The sequence below is a fragment of the Parabacteroides sp. CT06 genome (assembly GCF_002257605.1).
Classification (GTDB): domain Bacteria; phylum Bacteroidota; class Bacteroidia; order Bacteroidales; family Tannerellaceae; genus Parabacteroides; species Parabacteroides distasonis.
In genome coordinates, this window is record NZ_CP022754.1 from 315,742 (window position 1) to 334,867 (window position 19,126).

Here is a 19,126-nt window from a genome sequence, read left to right on the forward strand (position 1 = left end):
AAATAATTATACTAATTGCTCTTTATCAAAGAAAAAAAGTCTATATTTGCACCCTGTGAAAAAACGAATATAAATAATGTAATAACATAAACCTAAGATTCAGATGCAAAACAAAGGATTTGTAAAGGTCTTCGCGGTGTTACTTACGCTTGTCTGTTTGTTCTATTTGTCGTTCTCGTTCGTGACGCAACATTACAACAGTAAAGCCGCTGAGTATGCGGGTGGAGATCCTGCGAAAGAGAGTGCTTATTTAGACTCACTATCTACTCAGAAGGTATGGTTAGGCTATACGCTTAAGCAATGCCGTGAAATGGAAATTAGTTTAGGTCTTGACTTAAAGGGCGGTATGAACGTTGTCCTTGAGTTGAACGTGGCGGATGTAATCCGTTCGTTGTCTAACAACAACCAAGACGAGAATTTCAACAAGGCGTTGGATTTAGCTTATGCGCATCAAGCGACTAGCCAAAAAGATTTCATCGACCTTTTCGCTGAGGAGTATAAGAAGTTGGATAGCGGCGCACGTCTTTCCGCTATTTTCAGTACATTCGAGTTAAAAGATAAAATCACGCCCCAGAGCTCAGACGCTCAGGTTGTTTCTGTTTTGAAACAAGAGTTGCAGAGTGCGATTGATAACTCATTCAACGTATTGCGTACTCGTATCGACCGTTTCGGTGTGGTTTCTCCGAACATCCAACGTTTGGAGACAGCGGGTCGTATCTTGGTTGAGTTGCCGGGTGTGAAAGAACCGGAACGTGTTCGTAAGTTGCTTCAAGGTAGCGCTAACTTGGAATTCTGGGAAACTTATAAGTTGCCGGAAATCTATCAACAATTGGTTGCCGCTGATAATGTATTGGCTACTATCCTAAGTAAGGAGGCTTCCGCTGATTCTGTTGCTACCGATAATGTTGAGAAAATCGCTGATGCCGCTGATGCGAATGTAAGTGAGGCCGATTCTTTGTTGGCTGAGCTCGGTCAAGATAAAAAAGATACGGAAGCTAATCAAAGCATGGAAGAGTTCGCTAAGCAACATCCATTATTTGCTTTATTGCAGATTAGCCAGTACAACGGTCAGTTGTCTCCGGGTTCGACGGTAGGTATCGCTCAAGCAAAAGATATGGAGAAGATCAGCGAATACCTGAACATGAAACAAGTGAAAGAGGTATTGCCTCGTAACTTGGCTTTAAAATGGGGTGTAAAGGCGATCGATGATAAAGAGCAGTTCTTTGAGTTATATGCCTTGAAGGTAACGAACCGTGACGGAAGTCCCGCTTTAGGTGGTGACGTAGTAACAGATGCTAACGCTGACTTTATGCAACAAGCCGGTCGTTCAGAGCAAATGGTTAACATGGTTATGAATGCCGAAGGCTCTAAGGCTTGGGCTCGTTTGACGAAAGAGAATATCGGTCGCCAGATCGCTATCGTTTTGGATGAGATGGTTTATTCCGCTCCGAACGTAAACGATGAGATCACGGGAGGTCGTTCACAAATCACCGGTCACTTTACACCGGAAGAGGCGAAGGACTTAGCGAACGTATTGAAATCGGGTAAGATGGCTGCTTCCGTACATATCGTTCAAGAAGATGTCGTTGGTCCGTCTTTGGGACAAGAGGCTATCAATGCCGGTGTGATTTCTTTCGTTTTGGCATTGGTGCTGTTGATGGTTTATATGTGCGCATTCTACGGATTGATTCCGGGATTGATCGCCGACGGTGCTTTGGTATTGAACATCTTCTTCACGATGGGTATCCTTGCTTCTTTCCAAGCCGTTCTTACCTTGCCGGGTATTGCCGGTATGGTGTTGACGCTGGGTATGGCAGTCGATGCTAACGTATTGATATATGAGCGTACGAAAGAGGAACTTCGTGCCGGTAAGTCTTTAGGAAAGGCTATCGCCGACGGTTACAGCAATGCGTTCTCCGCTATCTTCGACTCAAACTTGACATCTATCATTACCGGTATCGTATTGTTCTATTTCGGTACGGGTCCTATCCGTGGTTTCGCTACGACGATGATCATCGGTTTGTTCGCTTCATTCCTTACAGCCGTGTTCTTGACTCGTATCGTTTATGAGGCATTGTTAGCGAAAGATAAATTGAAGAACGTGACATTCACGACTTCTATTACGAAAGACTTGTTGACAAACCCGAAGATCAATTTCTTGGGTGCTCGCAAAGTCGGTTATTTAATTCCGGCGGCAATCATCGTTTTAGGTGCTATCTCTTTTATGACGATCGGCTTGAATAATGGTATCGATTTCACGGGTGGACGTAATTACGTGATCCGTTTCAATCAAGAGGTGAAGACTGACGATGTTCGTAATATGCTGGACGCTCAGTTAGACGGTTCTGTTAGTGTTATCCAGATCGGTACAGCTGATCAAGTACGTGTGTCTACCAACTATAAGATCAATGATAACGATCCTACGGTAGATCAAGAGATCGAGAATAAATTGTTTGAGGGCGTGAAATCCTTACTTCCGGAAGGAACTACATTAGATGAGTTCACGACTACTTTCATACAGAGTTCGCAGAAGGTGGGTCCTAGCATGGCAGACGATATCAAGAATAGCGCTATCTTAGCGGTAATCTTCGCCATGATCTGTATGGCCGCTTATATCCTGCTTCGTTTCCGTGATGTGTCATTCTCTGTGGGTGCGTTCGCCTCTGTTGCTACGACTACATTGTGTATCATTTCTTTCTATACCTTGTTATGGAAGGTTCTTCCGTTCTCAATGGAGGTAGACCAGACGTTTATCGCAGCTATCTTGACGATTATCGGTTACTCTATCAATGATACCGTGGTTGTATTCGACCGTATCCGTGAGACAATCGCTTTGTATCCGAAGCGTGATCGTTATCAAGTGATCAATGATGCGTTGAACTCTACCTTGTGTCGTACATTTAATACATCATTGACTACGTTGGTGGTTGTATTGTGTATCTTCATCTTGGGCGGTAGCACGATCCGAAGCTTTACGTTCGCTATCTTATTAGGTATCATTATCGGTACATACTCTACTTTGTTCGTCGCTACTCCGATCGCTTACGAGTTGCAGAAGAAGAAGATCAATAAGAAAGCTGCTGCTGAGAAAGCCGGAAAATAATATATTTCTTTAAGGATTTTATGAAGATCCTCTATCTTTCCTGTGTAAACGGAGAGATAGAGGATTTTTTTATGTATTAATTCTTAAGGAGATAAAGTATGAATGAGAATGATTTTGTGGTGGGTGTACTTACGTATATCACCTGCCTGCGTGAGAAAAAGCGTTATTCCACGGCGAAGAGTTATCAAGATGCGTTGAGGTCGTTTAAATGTTTTTGTGGCCGGGAAGAGATTCCTTATGCGTATATTAATCGGGATACACTTTTGCGTTATCAATCTTGGCTGTTGGCCAAGGGATGTGCTCGTAACACGGTATCTACTTATATGCGCCGGATTCGTCACATCTATAATTTAGCGGTAGAGGTGGGTGAGGCTGCCTATATTCCTCATTTGTTTAAGCATGTGTTTACGGGGGTTGAGAGTAAACGTAAAAAGGCGTTGCCTTCGGAAAGCTTACGCTTGCTGATGACAAGCCCGGTGACAGATCCACAACAGAAGAGGACCCAATCAGCCTTTTGCCTGATGTTTTTGTTTTGCGGGATGGCTTTCGTAGATTTGGCGCATTTGCGAAAGGAGGATATCAAGGAAGGGATCTTGTCTTATTATCGGCAGAAAAGCGGATCCCTTATACAGGTGGAGATCCCAGCGGAGGCACAAGGGCTGCTGAATGAGTTGGCAGCCGATACAACCGAGGATTCGCCCTATCTGTTTCCTTTTTTAGAGGGAATGAAGACCGGTGAGGATGCCTACAAGGAATATAATACCGTATTAGGAGGTTTTAACCGCAGATTGAAAATACTGTCGGAATCCATTGGCATTCATACTCGGGTTACCTCATACACGATTCGTCACTCTTTCGCCACGACCTTGAAGGAGCAAAACGTACCGATTGAGATGATCAGTGAACTGTTAGGGCATAAATCTATCAAGACTACGCAAATATACTTGAAGAGTTTCTCTTTAGAAAAACTCTCAACCGTAAACAAACTTTGTTTCGAGAGTGTGTATAATTATGCGCCGAAAGTAGGGTGAAGAAAAGTACGCTACTTGGCGAGTAGCGTTCATTTCATGCCGCAAATGTAGTAAAAAATAACATAACACAAGCAAACATTAGGCTTTGTTTGTGTTTCAACCTTAATTCTCTTTAAATCTTCGTTCTTATTTCTGATGTATAGACATGGCAATAGAAACGAAATGGCCTCGTTATTCCCGAAATCATCACGTTATCCGAAGTAAATTCCATATAACATCATGTAGAGATGGAGCGTGCTCCGTCTCCCACCGCCTGATAGTAACTAAAATACCATTGTAAGGGGATGAAACGGGACACGCTCCGTCTCTACAACTAAGGAATATCCTTTCACTCCTCTTGTTAAGGCTACTCGCCAAGTAGCAGTCAGTTTGGCTACTCGCCAAGTAGCATGAGTATTGAAGGGATGCAAATTTTCAGTAATTCCTTTTTTGTTTTCACATAAGTATTTATTTATCAGGGTATTACAAGAATATCTTGATAAGGCTCTGAATTATCTTCCTCAATGAATATCGTGACAAGTAATAGCTCTGATAGAGCTATGGTGCATATACGCAATCGCCGTAGCCAGGAGGCTGTACGTTGGTACGTACTGACGCTTCCTACCGCTGTTGGGGGACGTGATAATATCTATTCGTCAAAAGGATTAGATGCCGAGCTTTCCCGTCGTAAACGTTGTGGGGAACCCTTGTTCGAGTACTTTGCCCCCTCGTATGTCGAGGCTCGCAAGGTGGGAGGCAAGATGGTCAATACGAGGAAGCCTCTTTTATACAACTATGTGTTTATCCATGCTTCGGAGAATGAGATTTTCCGTTTGAAACGTATCATGCCCTTATATAATCTTCTTCCTCGGGTATCCGTGGGCGAACACTCTTATTTTCCTTACCTGTCAGATCATGAGATGGAGACCTTACGCTGGATGGCTGAATCTTATTCCAATGAGCTTCCGGTGTACGTACCGGATAGCGGTCGCTTGCTGAAAGGTGACCGTGTACGTATCACCTCGGGTTCTTTCATGGGGATGGAGGCTGAGGTGGTGGTGCAACCGGGTGGAGGTCATAAGGATGTCATGGTACGTATCCTTGACTGTATGTGGGTTCCTCTATTTGAGGTAAGGCAAGGCGAGTATGAGCTGATCGAGTTGAATACGAAAGGCAAGCATGTTTATACCCATTTGGATAACGATCGTTTATCGGAAGGTATGCACAAGGCGTTGGGGCGTTATTATCTCTCGGGCAAATTGGGAAAGGAAGACGAACTTTTGGTTCGTGAGGTGCTGAAGGGCTATGCTTCCCTTCGTGTGGAGACCGACGTGATGCGTTGCAAGGTTTACTCATTACTCCTTCCGGCCTATAAGCTGTTGGATCAGGAAGAGGAGTTTGAACGCTTGTATTCCACCCTACGCAATATGCTTCCATTGGTTAAGGCAGTGAATTCTCGTGCCTTGCTGCTCGTCACGCTTTACGGCTGCACGAATAGCAACCTGTATTACCGTATGGCGCATGAGCTGGTAGATCCCTGGCGGGATGACCCTTCGCCTAAGAGAAGCAAGGCCTTGTTGATACAGCGTTTACACGATTACGATATTTGGCTAAAACATTAAATAGTAGACTGTCATGAGAAAGGAAAGCGAAACTCCCTCCGGTATCCGTTTGATGCTATTGCTGAAAGGGCATTTGAGAGAGATCATGAATCGTGAGTGTGCGAATCAGACCTCGATCCATTTATATTGTACGGGATCTTATTGGGTCGCGTTCGAACGTTCCGCTTATCAATTGCGTCGTGCCTTTCCGGATAGTGAGATCACGCCGATGCGCCTGTACGCTTATCCTTTTCCGGTTGTCATGGTTTCCGTAACGGATCGTTCCCTTCGTTTGTATGAACGAAAACATATAGCTAAGCAGAACGGGGCGGATTACAAGTTATTGACTGTACCTGAACTCTCCGCTCCCGCCTACCAAGCGTGGCATTCGAGGGAGGTGAAGGGACTCCCTGCGTTAAACTAATCGGAAAACTCGTTCACGACATTAAAACAGGGACAGGATTTCGACGGGTCCAAGTCTTGATGTCCCACGATTAGGGCTTTGGGGAATCGCTGATGCAATTCACGAAACAAACCCTGTAGGGCTTCTCGTTGGGCTTCCGTTCGGGTATCCATGGGAGTCTTTCCATCGTTGGCGAGTCCTCCGATATAGCAAACCCCGATACTGTACCGATTGTGGTTCTTACAATGAGCGCCCACTTGTTCAAGGGGCTTACCGATCTCGATCGTACCATCGGTCGGGATAACGAAGTGATATCCGCAGCCTTTCCAGCCGAGAGAGCGATGCAGATGGTCGATGTCCATCATCCGTAAAGTGCTGCCCTGCCTATTGGCAGAGCAATGCACGATAATCAGCGTGATGGTTCTCATCCGATCCAACCGCTAGCGGCTCCACCGGCAGCACCGGTGATGACCAGTTCGACAATACGGATGATGTAGAGCAAGACGCTCTTCCAATTTGTTTTTTTCATACTTGTAGTCTTTAAATAAATGAATAAAATAAGCTTCATGGTTTAAGAGCCGTATTTCTCAATGGTAGGATTTAGATCTCATCAGGAGATTCTGAGTCTCCTTTCTTCAATGCAGCCAAGTCCACCGTGTCTTTATTCTCTTTTACCGCCTTCAGCGAGGCGGCTTGGATCGCACGGCTGGTTACTAGGTTGAATTCTGCCTTAGAACGTAGGTTCTCGAAGTCTATACCCGGATTGAATAGAATGTTCACCGCCTTGATATTATCGCTGGAGAAGTCCTTGAGTGTAGCGGCCGGCTCGCAGGTGATGGAGATACTAAAGATTCCTAGTTCGCCGAATTGTACCTTGTAGCCGTTCAGCAATTGTTCCACTAGACATGAGCAGGTGTCGCTTACCACGCCTTTTACCGTGCCGCGTGTGAAAACACCGTTGTGATCTGAGATGTGCTTCACGAAATCATCGAAACTCATCACTTTCGTCACTTGGTTCTTGGCGTACGCCTGTTCCTTTGCGGTCTCATCCAGTGGACTTTTCCACATGTAAGTTGAATAATTAATCATACTTCTTTTTTTTAAAAGATTAAACTTATTGTTGACAATGCGAAAGTACAACCCCCGGATAGCGAAATCAAATCCGTTGATAACCGTTGACAAACTGTTTACTTTTCATTGACAAACGATTCATATATACCTTATGTCTGATATAACGATTACCATACACGGCGGCAATAACCAGATACTCCCCAACGCTACGGAAGCCATCCAGAACTTCTATGTGGGGGAATATTGCGGGGAGACCTCCCTAGAAGAGGGGGACGGTAGATCCGGTCTCATGCCTGAAACGATCCGTTTTCGTGCCTATATAAATAAAGAAGAGGATCTGGAACGCTATCTTGCGCAGATCGTCGAGTGCCGGACGGTTACCGAGTTGGCCCAAGTCATTCTGGTCATGCAAGAGAACGAGCTGAAAATAACCCCCGAGGAGATGGTCAAAGAGCGTTTCATCCGCCTCTTTCTACCCATCACCCCCCGAATCACGAAGGGTAAAAGCGTCAGCAACATCCGTGCCCGTATCAACGATGCGTGGAGCAGTCGTCTCAGACACCGCTCAACTGGCCGTTTTTGAGAAGATATACTGCATATGCCCGAGGATATATACTGCGTTAGGCAATTGATATATACTTCATAGGGCAATTCATATATACCTCGTTTTCCAAGGGAAACGAAAAGTGATAACCTTACTGAAAAAATTACGATATGACAGAAAACCATGAGCGGGCGGAACAAGCACGTTTCGTCTTCCATATCTACGGTTGCAATGTGCAGATCGTGCCCAATGCAACCCATGCGATCCAAATCATCCACCAAGGTGATGGTACGATCTTGCGGACGGAAAGCTGTATTACGCCCGCCGCTTCGGGACGCCACGAGTCACAGGCGCCGCCGTTGGGAAAAGTTAGGGCATTGAATATAAAACAAACAAAATACAAATGATGGATTTTCATAAGGGCAGATGGCGATTGGCCTTAGGCCGTCTGGTGAATTTGCGGTATATCAACCGTTGGATCATTTTTAGTGCGGACCTTTTCGTCTCGCTTTCCGTATCGTTGCTGGGCGTACTAGGAATGTTCTCCATTCTGCATATACGTATTGGAGAGTCTGATGTGCTGAAAGTGGGCCTCTCCTCATTTGTGGCCAGTATCGTTTCGTTCTTGCTGTTCAAAGCATATCATGGGGTTATTCGCCATTCCACGCTGCGTGGCTTGTGGCGGATCGGTGGTGCTGCGATCGGCAAGTCGCTCTTGATGTTCCTGCTGCTTTGGCTGTTGAAAGCCCGTTTCAGCCCTCCTATCTATTGGTTGGGTGGAATTATGGACAGTACGTTGACGATCGTGATGTTGGTTACGTTGCGTGTCTTCGTGATTAATGTCTATAACAGCGTCCTCCTGCAACTAGGCAAGAAACGCAAGCGGGTACTGGTCTTTGGCACGGAGGAGGAGAGCGTGATGATCGCTACCTCGGCGAACCGTCAGGTATTCATGCAGAATTATAGCATCATGGGCTTCCTTTCCTTTGGCAATTCCAAGAAAAGCATCCGGATTGCAGAGTTACCGGTCTACCAGATCGAGAACGTGGAGGATCTGTATCGCTTGATCCCTCGCAACAGCTTGGATGGCGTTCTCTTCCCGAATATAAAGGTTGCCCATCAGGAGCGTGACCGTTTGATCCGTTATTGCGAGCAGGCCTCATTGAAGACGTTGGTAGTTCCGGAGATGGAGGAGCTACGTGGAGGTGAGGCGAAGCGTTCGGTCCGTGAGATCCGTATCGAGGATTTGTTGGGTCGTGAGGAGATCCATATTAATCTGGACGAAATCGGCAATCTGTTGGAAGGGAAGACCGTGCTTGTCACGGGAGCCGCCGGCAGTATCGGTAGCGAGATCTGTCGCCAGCTGGCTCATTTCCCGATTAAGAAGTTGGTTTGCTTCGACTCCGCTGAGACCCCGATGCATAATCTCCGTCTGGAATTGGAAGAGAAATACAAGGGACTAAACTTTGTCCCGGTGATCGGCGATGTCCGTAGCCCGGACCGTGTGGATTATGTGTTCCGCAACTGGCATCCCCAAGTAGTGTTCCATGCGGCGGCCTACAAGCATGTCCCTTTAATGGAGGAGAACCCCTGCGAGGCGATTCGAACAAACGTGTTCGGTACTCGTGTGATGGCGGATGCCGCTGTAAGCTATGGTGTGGAGAAATTTGTGATGATCAGTACGGATAAGGCGGTGAACCCCACGAACATCATGGGCTGTAGCAAGCGCTTGGCCGAAATCTATGTACAGAGTCTGAGCCTTGCGATCGAGCGAGGAGAGGTGAAAGGCGAGACGCGTTTCATTACGACCCGCTTTGGAAACGTATTGGGTAGCAACGGTTCGGTTATCCCCCGTTTCCGTGAACAAATCGCTCAAGGAGGTCCCGTGACGGTCACCCATCCCGATATCATCCGTTACTTCATGACCATCCCGGAGGCTTGCCGTCTGGTATTAGAGGCCGGTACAATGGGCAAGGGTGGTGAGATCTTTATCTTCGATATGGGTGAGCCGGTGAAGATAGCGGATTTGGCGAAGCGTATGATTGAACTGTCCGGATTGCAGGTAAACAAGGATATCGAGATCAAGTACACTGGCCTTCGTCCCGGTGAGAAACTATATGAGGAGCTATTGAACAACAAGGAGAACACGAAAGAGACCCCTCACGAGAAAATTCGGGTGGCGGCGGTTCGTGAGTATGACTATAAGGATGTGATAACACATATCCATGTATTAATCGAATTATCCCTTCGTGTCCAGATCCTCCCGATGGTGAGGGAGATGAAAGCATTCGTGCCTGAGTTCAAGAGCCAGAATTCTCGGTTTGAGGAGTTGGATTGAGGAGGGAATATTTCAAGGAGAAATGTTTGTGGTAAAAGGAATTGACTATATTTTCATACAATCAATTTGATATGCAAGCATCTATTTTGGATGAATAAACAAAAGAATATGGAAGCGACAGTATTTAATCCCGTGCAACAACATCTGTTGAAGTTTTTTGCTTTTGATGGCTCGGAGGAAAAGCTATTAGAGATGAAAGCGGTTTCGACGAAATATTTCTCGCAAAAATTGGACAAACGTTTGGATGAGTTATGGGATTCGAGAGGTTTCAATCAGGAGAAGCTTGACGAGCTGAGGACAATACACCTTCGTACAGATTTGAACGATGAGTAAAATCGTATTGGATACGAATAGTTTGATTCAAAGTCTTCCGAGTAGAAACCGATATCATTGAATATGGCAGTCGTTCTTAGATGACGCAAATGAATTATGTGCATCTGAAAGATCCTTAATGAAAATGAAGAAATATTAGAGCAACTGACGGGAAAAGAGATGACTAAACTAACCTTAGATGTTATTTTGAACAATCTATATATCAGCTTCCTTACTCCTTATTATAAGTTTAATTTGATAAAATCAGATCCGAATGACAATAAATTCTTGAATTATGCTGTTATCGCAAATGCAAAGTTTATTATGACGGAGGATCGTCATTTTGTCGCCGACACTGTCTGGAAGAACGAACAATCACAACTTAAGGCAATCAATACCATCTTGTCGTTATAGGATGACAATGTACCATGTCTTTGCTATTGCTGAATAGTTACATATAACCCCTTTGTTGTGAAATAAAATTAAAAATATTTCATTTTAGGTTTTTGCAGGTTTAAAATGACTGTTTACGTTCGATATAAATTATATTATAAATGATTCAAATTACAGATAAAAGTAAATGCTGTGGCTGCAATGCTTGTGGTGATGTATGTACCCATAAGGCTATTACTTTCAAGACCGATATAGAGGGATTTTGGTATCCGGAAGTTGATAAAAATAAATGTACAGATTGTGGTCTTTGTGAAAAGGTCTGCCCCAATTTGCACTCTGAGGAGCTAAAGAAAAATGATTTTGAGATTCCTGTTTGCTATGCCGCCATACATAAGAATATCGAGGTACGTTTCGACAGCACTTCTGGTGGAGCGTTCACAGCCCTTGCCGAATACGTTTACAAGCAAGGCGGCTACGTGGGTGGTGCGGTCTATAATGAAGACTGGTCTGTGTCTCAGTTCCTTTCAGCAGATAAGACCGACTTGCCTCGTTTGCGCTCTAGCAAATATCTTCAGAGCCGTTTCGATGGATTTTATATCGCTGTTCGTGAAGCCTTGAAGACTGGCAAGCCCGTGCTTGTTTGTGGAGGCCCATGTCAGATGGCAGCCCTGCGCGGCTTCCTGCACAAAACTTATGACAACTTGATTTTGGTGGATTATATCTGTAGGGGTATAGCCTCGCCATTGCTTTTCCGGAAGTACATAGAATATCTGGAAAACAAGCATCATTCAAAGGTTGTCTATTTTAAAGCTAAAAACAAGGAGTTGGGATGGCGTAAGCATACTTTTAAAATTCTCTTTGAAAATAGAGATGTCGAATATCAAACGTTGGAGAACAATCCGTGGCGTATTCTGAATTATATCGTTCCTGAGGTATGTCGGCCGAGTTGTTTTGAATGCCCCTTCAAGGGTTTCCCTAGAGCTACAGACATTACCATTGGTGATTTATGGGCTGATAAAAAGTATATACCTAAAGAGCTTGACAATGATTTGGGAACGTCCGTAGTCTTTGTGCATAGCAAAAAAGGCGCTGACTTGATACAGAATATTAAAACTCTGAAAAAGCAGGACTTCCCTCTAGACAAGGCCATAGTAGGAAATCGCCTTTTAATGAAGCCTTTGTGCCATTCTAGTCACGACAGGGATGCGTTCTATGCTACCCTCAATGAATCACTGGATGCCTGCATCAAGAAGTACCTGCCCCATTTTGGGAAGAAGGGGTTTAGCGTCAAGGAAAAGCTTAAGAACGTAGCCCGTTTCTTATTTAGCGTAAAAAAAGCCTCAGGATGGAGTCTTGGTACATGGACAAAAAACTTTCGATATAACTTCTTTTGCGGACAAGTAAAAGGAAATGTTTTGGAAGGAAAATTCTTCATCATAAATAAGTACTGTACTATAGTCATGGGATCCAAAGCCCAGCTGATACTGAATGCGCCCTTCCATTTTGGAAGTAAGCGTATCAAAGGATCTCGCCTGGACAGCAGGCTCTTGATTGAGAACGGAGGGAGGATGGAGATTAAATATGAACCTTATAGTGTTGCGTATGGTGCCGACATTGAGGTGTTCAGGAACGCTACTTTGGAAATAGGAGGTGGTTTAGGTGCGAATATTGGCTTGACGATCATATGCGCTGACCATATTTCTATCGGACGGTATACCGGATGTGGACGTAATGTCACTATCCGCGATAACAACGGGGAACACTTTATATCTATTCGCGGATATAAAACCTCTTCTCCCGTCACCATCAAAGAACATGTATGGTTAACGGAAAGCTGTACGGTGATGCCTGGGGCGGTAATCGAACCAGGTGCCATAATCTCTGCTCGTTCGGTGGTTTCCGGTCACATATCTGCTTTCAGTATAGTGAAAGGTGATCCTGCCGTGGTGGTGGAGAAAAATATTCTTTGGAAGGCTTAGATAAAAAATACTTGATATATGGAATTAAAAGATTTTATTGGCAAATTTGTTTCCCAATTCGAAGAGGAAGATCCTGCTATTTTTGAAGCTGATTTGGATTTTCATGAACTGGATAGTTGGTCATCGCTGACAAGTCTTAGTGTCGTAGCGATGGTCTATCAAGAATATGGTGTGGAGCTGGACACCCAAGACGTGCGTAATGCCGATACAATTGAAGATCTTTTCAATATCGTAAAAGAAAGAAAGGCATGAAAACAATCATACCAGATGTCTCTATCCGCAGTATTGCAAGCTGGCTACCGAGTAATAAGATTTCCTTATCTTCTTTCGCCGAGCAATATGGTGAAAAAGAGACAAGAGATGTTATCCGTACGACAGGAGTTGAATGGGTTTACAGAACCGATGCGAATCAGAAATCATCCGATTTATGCTTCAACGCTGCTGAATATCTAATCAGTAAGGATAACATCGACAGAGAGAGCATAGACGGCTTGGTTGTATTGACTGTAACTCGTGATTGGGCGCTCCCTGATACTTCTGTCTATCTTCAGCATAAATTAGGATTGAAGAATGAAACCGTTTGCTTGGATATTAATTATGGTTGTACCGGTTATATCTATGGTTTGATGCAAGCAGCTATGTGGATACATAGTGGATTGTGTCAGAACGTTTTAGTTCTTGGAGGTGATATGCTGAAGAATTGTCTTGACCCTAAAGCTGTTGGTAGTATTGATGCGAGCGATATAGGTACTGCTTCACTGATTTCAAAAGGAACAACTGGCATGGCTTTCCATCTCTGTTCAGATGGTGCGAGATACGATCGGATCATGATGCCCCATGGTGGATATATATGCCAAGATGGAATGGGGGTTTTCTCATTTAGTATAGTGAACGGTCCTAAAAGCATCCGCACTGTGATGGATTTGATGAAATGGGAGGATTCTGATGTGGATATATATGCGTTGCATCAATCCAGTCAGTTGATTATTAAGAATGTTAGAATGGCATTGAAGTCAAGCCAAGAGAAATTTCCAGTGAACATGAAGGACTTTGGTAACTCAAGTAGCTCCACTATCCCCAATTTGTTATGTGATCTTTATGGATTGAACAAGGCAAACCGTCCGAGGCATGCCGTTTTTTGTTCCTATGGCGCTGGCCTTACGTGTGGAAGTGTTGCTCTAGATCTTTCCAAAACTCATTTCTATGAACCGCTGAATAAACAGTGACCGATCCATTACTCGTAAGAATCGAAAAATATTTATTAGATATGCAAAAATCTGTTATTGAATATCTCCAGTCTACTGTTAGTCGCTTTCCTGCGAAAATAGCTGTTAAAGATTCGGAAATGTCTATCACATTTGGTGATTTGTGGAGAAATGCGCAAAAGATTTCGGCTGCTCTCGTGAATATGAATATCGGGTTAAATAACCCAATTGGTGTTTACATTCCGAAAGGGGGCAAGATGATTGAGTCTTTTGCAGGTATTAATATGAGTGGAAACTTTTATGTGCCTCTTGATACAAAGTCTCCCGTTTCTCGTGTCAGCAGTATTATCAAGACTCTTGAATCTAAAGTGCTCATAACTGATCGTTCTCATATTGAAACCCTTAGGGATTTTACCCATGTACAGATTCTTGTGGCTGAAGATATAATTGAGGGTGATATAAATATAGAAAATGCTTTTTCACAGTTCACTCATCAGATTGATACTGATCCTGCTTACAGCATTTTTACCAGTGGTTCAACGGGAATTCCCAAGGGTGTGGTTGTCTCGCATCGTGGTGTAATTGACTATATCGATTGGGCGAAAGATACGTTTCACTTTATGAGTGATGCAGTAATTGGTAATCAAGCCCCTTTCTATTTTGACAACTCAACACTTGATATTTACCTTATGTATTCCACTGGTGCGACGCTTAATATTATTCCAGAAAGTAATTTCGCATTCCCTGCCAAGTTGGTTGACTATCTCAATGAGGAGAAAATTACGTTCGTGTTTTGGGTTCCTTTTGTGCTCATCAATGTAGCCAATCTCAATATTTTCGAAACAAAAAAGCCTATATACATGAAGGATGTGTTCTTTGCTGGTGAAGTAATGCCAAATAAGCACCTTAATTACTGGCGTAAGCACCTCCCCAACTGCCGTTATGCTAACCTTTATGGACCTACGGAAATTACTGTTGACTGTACCTTCTATGAAGTGAAACGAGAGTTTTCTGATAGTGAACCTCTGCCTATAGGTTTCCCGTGTCGCAACAGTGACGTGTTGATTCTCGTTGATCGCAAACGTCGGGCGGCAAAGGGTGAACAAGGAGAACTCTGTGTACGAGGTTCTTCGCTTGCTCTTGGTTATTATAACAGTCCCCAAAAGACTGCTTCAGCCTTTATACAGAATCCTCTACATAATTATTATCCGGAGACAATCTATTGTACGGGTGATGTCGTTTATGAGAATGAGTATGGAGAAATTATGTATGTGGGTCGTGTAGATTCTCAAATTAAGCACAATGGTTATCGTATCGAACTCGGCGAGATAGAGACTGCAATTCTTGGTAGTCACATGGTGGATAGCTGTTGCGTCGTTTATGACTTTGCAAACAAGAAGATTGTGATGTTCTATCAGGCTACAGAGGAACTTGATATGGCAACTTTCCGCAAGGTTATCTCTGCTAGCATTCCTCGTTATATGCAGCCCACTGTGTATCATCATATCAGAGAGTTACAGCGTAATACGAACGGTAAGATTGACCGCCTGTTCTATAATAACCAAGTCAATGGATAAGATAGATTCACTTGATAAGATTAATGGCTTTGTGAGCGATATTCGTTCTTTGCGTAAGGGCTATCTGTCCAATTTCTTCTTGGATAGGAAGAAGCACTCCATATGGATAGAGAAAGGAGAGTTGTTTTACGTTTCTTTCCCTGACGGTTATTTTCTGCTCCATTTAACCGATTCGGTCAACAACCTGTTTTTTCTTACCACTACCTTGCAACAACTGGTCGGGGGATTGAAGGCTGTTTTACCTATATTGTCTGAGCAACTGGTCGTTGACATAGTGGGTGATGGAAAGATTGCGAGTCTGAAAGATGTGTTTGTGGAGCAAGGCTTCAGTGTGTATGAACAGCTCTACCGTATGAGTCGCCTCGGAGCCTTGGAGTATAAAGTGAGCGATGTCCCCAATGTATGTCTCGCTGAAGAGGCTGATGCATGTGTGGTACAGGATATGCTCCATACCAACTTTGACCCCTTGTCTGAACAGCTGCCTTGTTACGAGGAAATACTGGACTTCATATCCCGAAAGGGTGTGCTCGTATATAAGGAAAAAGGAAAGGTTTACGGTTTTATCATCTTTGAACTGAACGGGCAGACCTTATATCTGCGTTATTGGTTTGTCTTGCCCGAATACCGGGATTTAAAGATTGGTTCCCGATTGTTCAATGAATTTATGCGAGCTGGCCACGCCACCAAGCGTCAACTCTTTTGGGTGATAGCTAGTAACGAAAATGCCATTAAACGTTACCGTCATTACGGCTTTGAAGTAGAGAGACTTTATGATTATGTATTAATTAGAAATAAATAAAGGTATATAATTGCCAAGATTAAAGGAGAAAAAGATTATGAGAGAGAAAATTATTTCGATTTTGAGTGAGTTACGCCCCGAGTTCGATTTCAGCGAGCCTGTAAACTTTATAGAGGAAGGTATGCTTGATTCCTTCGATATAGTGACGCTGGTCGATACTCTCGACACCGAATACGATATCGTCATTGATGGTATTGACATCATTCCCGAAAATTTTGACAGCCTAGATAGTATTGTGAGGCTGCTGCAGAAGAACGGGGTGAACGAATGATAATCGTGTGAATGCGATTTAAATAAAAGGGGCAGTCTGAAATGAGTCAGGAAGTATCTTCAACAAATAAGCGTATAGCAAAAAATACACTTTTTCTATATGTGCGTATGTTACTTGTCATGGGGGTAAGCATATTTACTTCCCGTGTGATACTTCAAACGCTTGGTGTAGAGGATTACGGTATTTATAATGCGGTAGGTGGAATTGTGGCCGTAATAGGAGTGCTTAACGGTGCCCTGTCTTCATCAACCAGTCGTTTTCTGGCTTACGAATTGGGAATGAAGGACGCAGAGATGCTGAAGAGAACTTTCTCGGTTTCATTGAATTTGCATATGGCTGTGGCTTTTATTGTCTTGCTGTTGGCTGAGACTATAGGCCTCTGGTTCTTTTACGAGAAAATGGTTATACCGGTGGAACGACTATCAGCTGCGTGGTGGGTCTATCAGTTTTCTATTGTTACGGTGATGGTTAACTTCACCCAAGTACCTTACAATGCTTCACTGATAGCCCATGAAAATATGTCTATTTATGCCTATGTGGGCTTATATGATGCGTTTTCGCGATTAGCTATCGCTTACCTCCTTTCCTTATCTCCCATGGATGACTTGGTGTTTTATGCTTTGTTGTTAATGCTGAATACTTTTTTGATTCAGTTTTTTTATAGGTTTTATACGTATCGGCGTTATCAGGAGTGCCGTTTCAGATGGATTACGGATAAGACTTTATATAAAAGGCAGCTGGCTTATTCAGGGTGGGAGATGTTTGGCGGATTGGCATCAATAAGCCAAGGGCAAGGTATTAATATCCTTCTCAACTTATTTTTCGGTCCCATGGTCAATGCGGCACGTGCGGTGGCTTATCAAATCCAAACGGCTGTCAACCATTTTGTGATTAATTTTCTTATGGCCACGAGGCCGCAGGTAATTAAAAGTTTTGCCGAACACAATTATGAGAGGATGTACTCGCTTACGTTTAAGTCCGCACGTTATTCGTTCTTCTTGATGTTGGCATTAATCTTGCCCATCTGTTTTGAGTTGAGGTTCATATTAAACTTATGGCTGGGCAAAGCCACTCCTCCTGATACGTATGTATTCACTTTGATCATACTTTTACTCAGTCTTGCCGAGGTTTTCCGTGCGTCCATGATTATGGCCTTTCACGCTATCGGCAAGATGAAGCTGGGGAATTCGCTCAATGGAACCATAATGATATTGTCCTTGCCTATTAGTTATGCCATATTGAAAATGGGTGCTCCTGCCTATGCGGTGTTCATAGTTCTCGTCATCATTAATATAACTGTTATGATTGATGCTTATTTCATTGTCTATTCTTATGTACATTTCAACATACGTGAACTTTTAGTTGGCGCTGTTCTCCCATGTGTCTTAGTTGGTGCCTGTTCTGTAATTGTGCCTACGGCCATCGTATATTTGATGGAGGATGGATGGCAGAGGTTTATTATTCTATCCTTGCTTACAGAGGTCGTATTGATGATCCTTATCTTATACGTAGGAATAACACGTGCCGAAAGAAAAAAAATAGTCAGTTGGATTCAGACTAAGATGAGCAAGACTAAACAATGATCAGAGAATTTGTTAATACAGAAGATCTCATGAAACATTATATAAAGAACAAAATCAATACATTCATTAAGTCTTCTCATTGGTACAACGAGGTCCTTTTCAAAGATTGCGTGAAATTTTGGGAAATGAAAGAGGAGCCATTGGACGTTGTGAATCTAGGCAGCAGTTCCGGCGTATATGATTTCGATTACAGCGATATGGGATGTAAGGGAATGAACTGGGCTGTGGCGCCGCAGACGATGGTAGGCGACTTTTTGATACTCAAGCGATACCGCAAGTTTCTAAAGGATAATGCTATTGTGTTTTATCCGCTTTGTCCGTTTACGTCGATCAGTGGAGCGGTGGATTACATAGAAGACCGTTGCTATAGTTTTTTGGACTATCGAACGATTCCCGGTGGACACTATATCCGGAATAGTAAAATAAAGGGATATAAAAATAGCCCTATATCTATATACCCATTGGTGGAATTTATCCGTGACATTAAGACACGTATCCTTCCGCCCAAAGAAGTGATAATGGGAGATAGGCAACTGGAGCGTGATGCTGAGAATTGGATAAAGGGATGGACTATTCAGTTTAATATCAATAACTTGAATGATAAATTCGTAGAGAGTCATAGAACGGTATATGATAGGACTATATCAATGTTAAAAGATATGATTGAATATTGCAAAGAGGAGAAGTTAAGGTTGGTCCTGGTCATACCACCTATGCATAGATCTTTGTGCCGTAAATTTCCCTCTGTTGCCAAAGAGCAACTGATAGACTCTTTCATTACAGAAGCCAACGGGGGGGAGACATGGTACTTCGACTGTATGGAAGAGCCTGGATTTTCGGATGACAAATCCTTGTTTCGCAACTGCTATTATCTTAACAAGAGAGGAGCCCTACTATTCACTAAGTACATAATGGATAAAATAGATAATAAGTAATT

Annotated in this window: 19 protein-coding genes; 17 read left to right on the forward strand and 2 right to left on the reverse strand. The window is 43.4% G+C overall.

From position 1 onward, the window contains the following. Window positions 1-103 precede the first annotated feature (103 nt). The 4 genes from secDF to CI960_RS01170 all read left to right on the forward strand — a co-directional run bounded on the left by secDF (window position 104) and on the right by CI960_RS01170 (window position 6,138). The gene (gene secDF, locus CI960_RS01155) at window positions 104-3,103 is read left to right on the forward strand and encodes a protein translocase subunit SecDF (protein ID WP_005859243.1); all 3,000 of its coding nucleotides are present in this window, start codon (window positions 104-106) and stop codon (window positions 3,101-3,103) included. A 98-nt stretch (window positions 3,104-3,201) separates the two neighbouring features. Continuing rightward, window positions 3,202-4,134: a site-specific integrase gene (locus CI960_RS01160; protein ID WP_005859241.1), complete on the forward strand. Its 933-nt coding sequence runs from the start codon at window positions 3,202-3,204 to the stop codon at window positions 4,132-4,134. Window positions 4,135-4,637: 503 nt separating this feature from the next. Continuing rightward, window positions 4,638-5,735: a hypothetical protein gene (locus tag CI960_RS01165; RefSeq protein ID WP_005859239.1), complete on the forward strand. Its 1,098-nt coding sequence runs from the start codon at window positions 4,638-4,640 to the stop codon at window positions 5,733-5,735. Window positions 5,736-5,748: 13 nt separating this feature from the next. Continuing rightward, window positions 5,749-6,138 carry a hypothetical protein gene (locus CI960_RS01170; protein WP_005859237.1) on the forward strand — a complete coding sequence of 130 codons (390 nt, stop codon included), beginning with the start codon at window positions 5,749-5,751 and terminating at the stop codon, window positions 6,136-6,138. Here CI960_RS01170 and CI960_RS01175 read toward each other — a convergent pair. Both CI960_RS01175 and CI960_RS01180 read right to left on the reverse strand, forming a co-directional pair. Beyond that, window positions 6,135-6,545, reverse strand: a complete 411-nt coding sequence (locus CI960_RS01175) for an N-acetylmuramoyl-L-alanine amidase (protein ID WP_005859235.1) — start codon at window positions 6,543-6,545, stop codon at window positions 6,135-6,137. The genes CI960_RS01170 and CI960_RS01175 overlap by 4 nt on opposite strands. 172 nt (window positions 6,546-6,717) lie before the next feature. After that, complete coding sequence (locus CI960_RS01180) at window positions 6,718-7,206, reverse strand: hypothetical protein (RefSeq protein ID WP_005859232.1); 489 nt, start codon at window positions 7,204-7,206, stop codon at window positions 6,718-6,720. Window positions 7,207-7,339: 133 nt separating this feature from the next. Between CI960_RS01180 and CI960_RS01185 the strand changes: the two genes are divergently transcribed. The 13 genes from CI960_RS01185 (at window position 7,340) to CI960_RS01245 (ending at window position 19,124) form a co-directional block, all read left to right on the forward strand. Then, on the forward strand, window positions 7,340-7,771 hold the full coding sequence (locus CI960_RS01185) for a hypothetical protein (protein ID WP_005859229.1): 432 nt from the start codon (window positions 7,340-7,342) through the stop codon (window positions 7,769-7,771). Between the two features lie 131 nt (window positions 7,772-7,902). Then, on the forward strand, window positions 7,903-8,139 hold the full coding sequence (locus CI960_RS01190) for a hypothetical protein (protein ID WP_005859228.1): 237 nt from the start codon (window positions 7,903-7,905) through the stop codon (window positions 8,137-8,139). Then, window positions 8,136-10,070 carry a nucleoside-diphosphate sugar epimerase/dehydratase gene (locus CI960_RS01195; RefSeq protein WP_005859225.1) on the forward strand — a complete coding sequence of 645 codons (1,935 nt, stop codon included), beginning with the start codon at window positions 8,136-8,138 and terminating at the stop codon, window positions 10,068-10,070. The genes CI960_RS01190 and CI960_RS01195 overlap by 4 nt, the downstream gene beginning before the upstream one ends. Window positions 10,071-10,178: 108 nt before the next feature. After that, complete coding sequence (locus CI960_RS01200) at window positions 10,179-10,403, forward strand: hypothetical protein (RefSeq protein ID WP_005859223.1); 225 nt, start codon at window positions 10,179-10,181, stop codon at window positions 10,401-10,403. Window positions 10,404-10,562: 159 nt separating this feature from the next. Further along, window positions 10,563-10,796, forward strand: a complete 234-nt coding sequence (locus CI960_RS01205) for a hypothetical protein (RefSeq protein ID WP_005859221.1) — start codon at window positions 10,563-10,565, stop codon at window positions 10,794-10,796. A 140-nt stretch (window positions 10,797-10,936) separates the two neighbouring features. Next, a complete protein-coding gene (locus CI960_RS01210) occupies window positions 10,937-12,754 on the forward strand; it encodes a Coenzyme F420 hydrogenase/dehydrogenase, beta subunit C-terminal domain (protein ID WP_005859219.1) in 1,818 nt (605 codons plus the stop codon). Window positions 12,755-12,772: 18 nt separating this feature from the next. Beyond that, a complete protein-coding gene (locus tag CI960_RS01215; RefSeq protein WP_005859218.1) occupies window positions 12,773-13,006 on the forward strand; it encodes an acyl carrier protein in 234 nt (77 codons plus the stop codon). Next, entirely contained in the window at window positions 13,003-13,980 is a 978-nt protein-coding gene (locus CI960_RS01220; RefSeq protein WP_005859216.1) for a 3-oxoacyl-ACP synthase III family protein, read from the forward strand. The genes CI960_RS01215 and CI960_RS01220 overlap by 4 nt, the downstream gene beginning before the upstream one ends. 41 nt (window positions 13,981-14,021) lie before the next feature. Further along, complete coding sequence (locus tag CI960_RS01225; protein ID WP_005859213.1) at window positions 14,022-15,536, forward strand: amino acid adenylation domain-containing protein; 1,515 nt, start codon at window positions 14,022-14,024, stop codon at window positions 15,534-15,536. Continuing rightward, entirely contained in the window at window positions 15,529-16,335 is an 807-nt protein-coding gene (locus CI960_RS01230; protein WP_005859211.1) for a GNAT family N-acetyltransferase, read from the forward strand. Before CI960_RS01225 ends, CI960_RS01230 begins: the two co-directional genes overlap by 8 nt. A 37-nt stretch (window positions 16,336-16,372) precedes the next feature. Continuing rightward, window positions 16,373-16,606: a hypothetical protein gene (locus CI960_RS01235; protein ID WP_008779271.1), complete on the forward strand. Its 234-nt coding sequence runs from the start codon at window positions 16,373-16,375 to the stop codon at window positions 16,604-16,606. 41 nt (window positions 16,607-16,647) lie between these two features. After that, window positions 16,648-18,189: a membrane protein gene (locus tag CI960_RS01240; RefSeq protein ID WP_005859206.1), complete on the forward strand. Its 1,542-nt coding sequence runs from the start codon at window positions 16,648-16,650 to the stop codon at window positions 18,187-18,189. Window positions 18,190-18,218: 29 nt separating this feature from the next. Next, entirely contained in the window at window positions 18,219-19,124 is a 906-nt protein-coding gene (locus CI960_RS01245; protein WP_005859204.1) for a hypothetical protein, read from the forward strand. The last annotated feature ends 2 nt before the right edge of the window (window positions 19,125-19,126 follow it).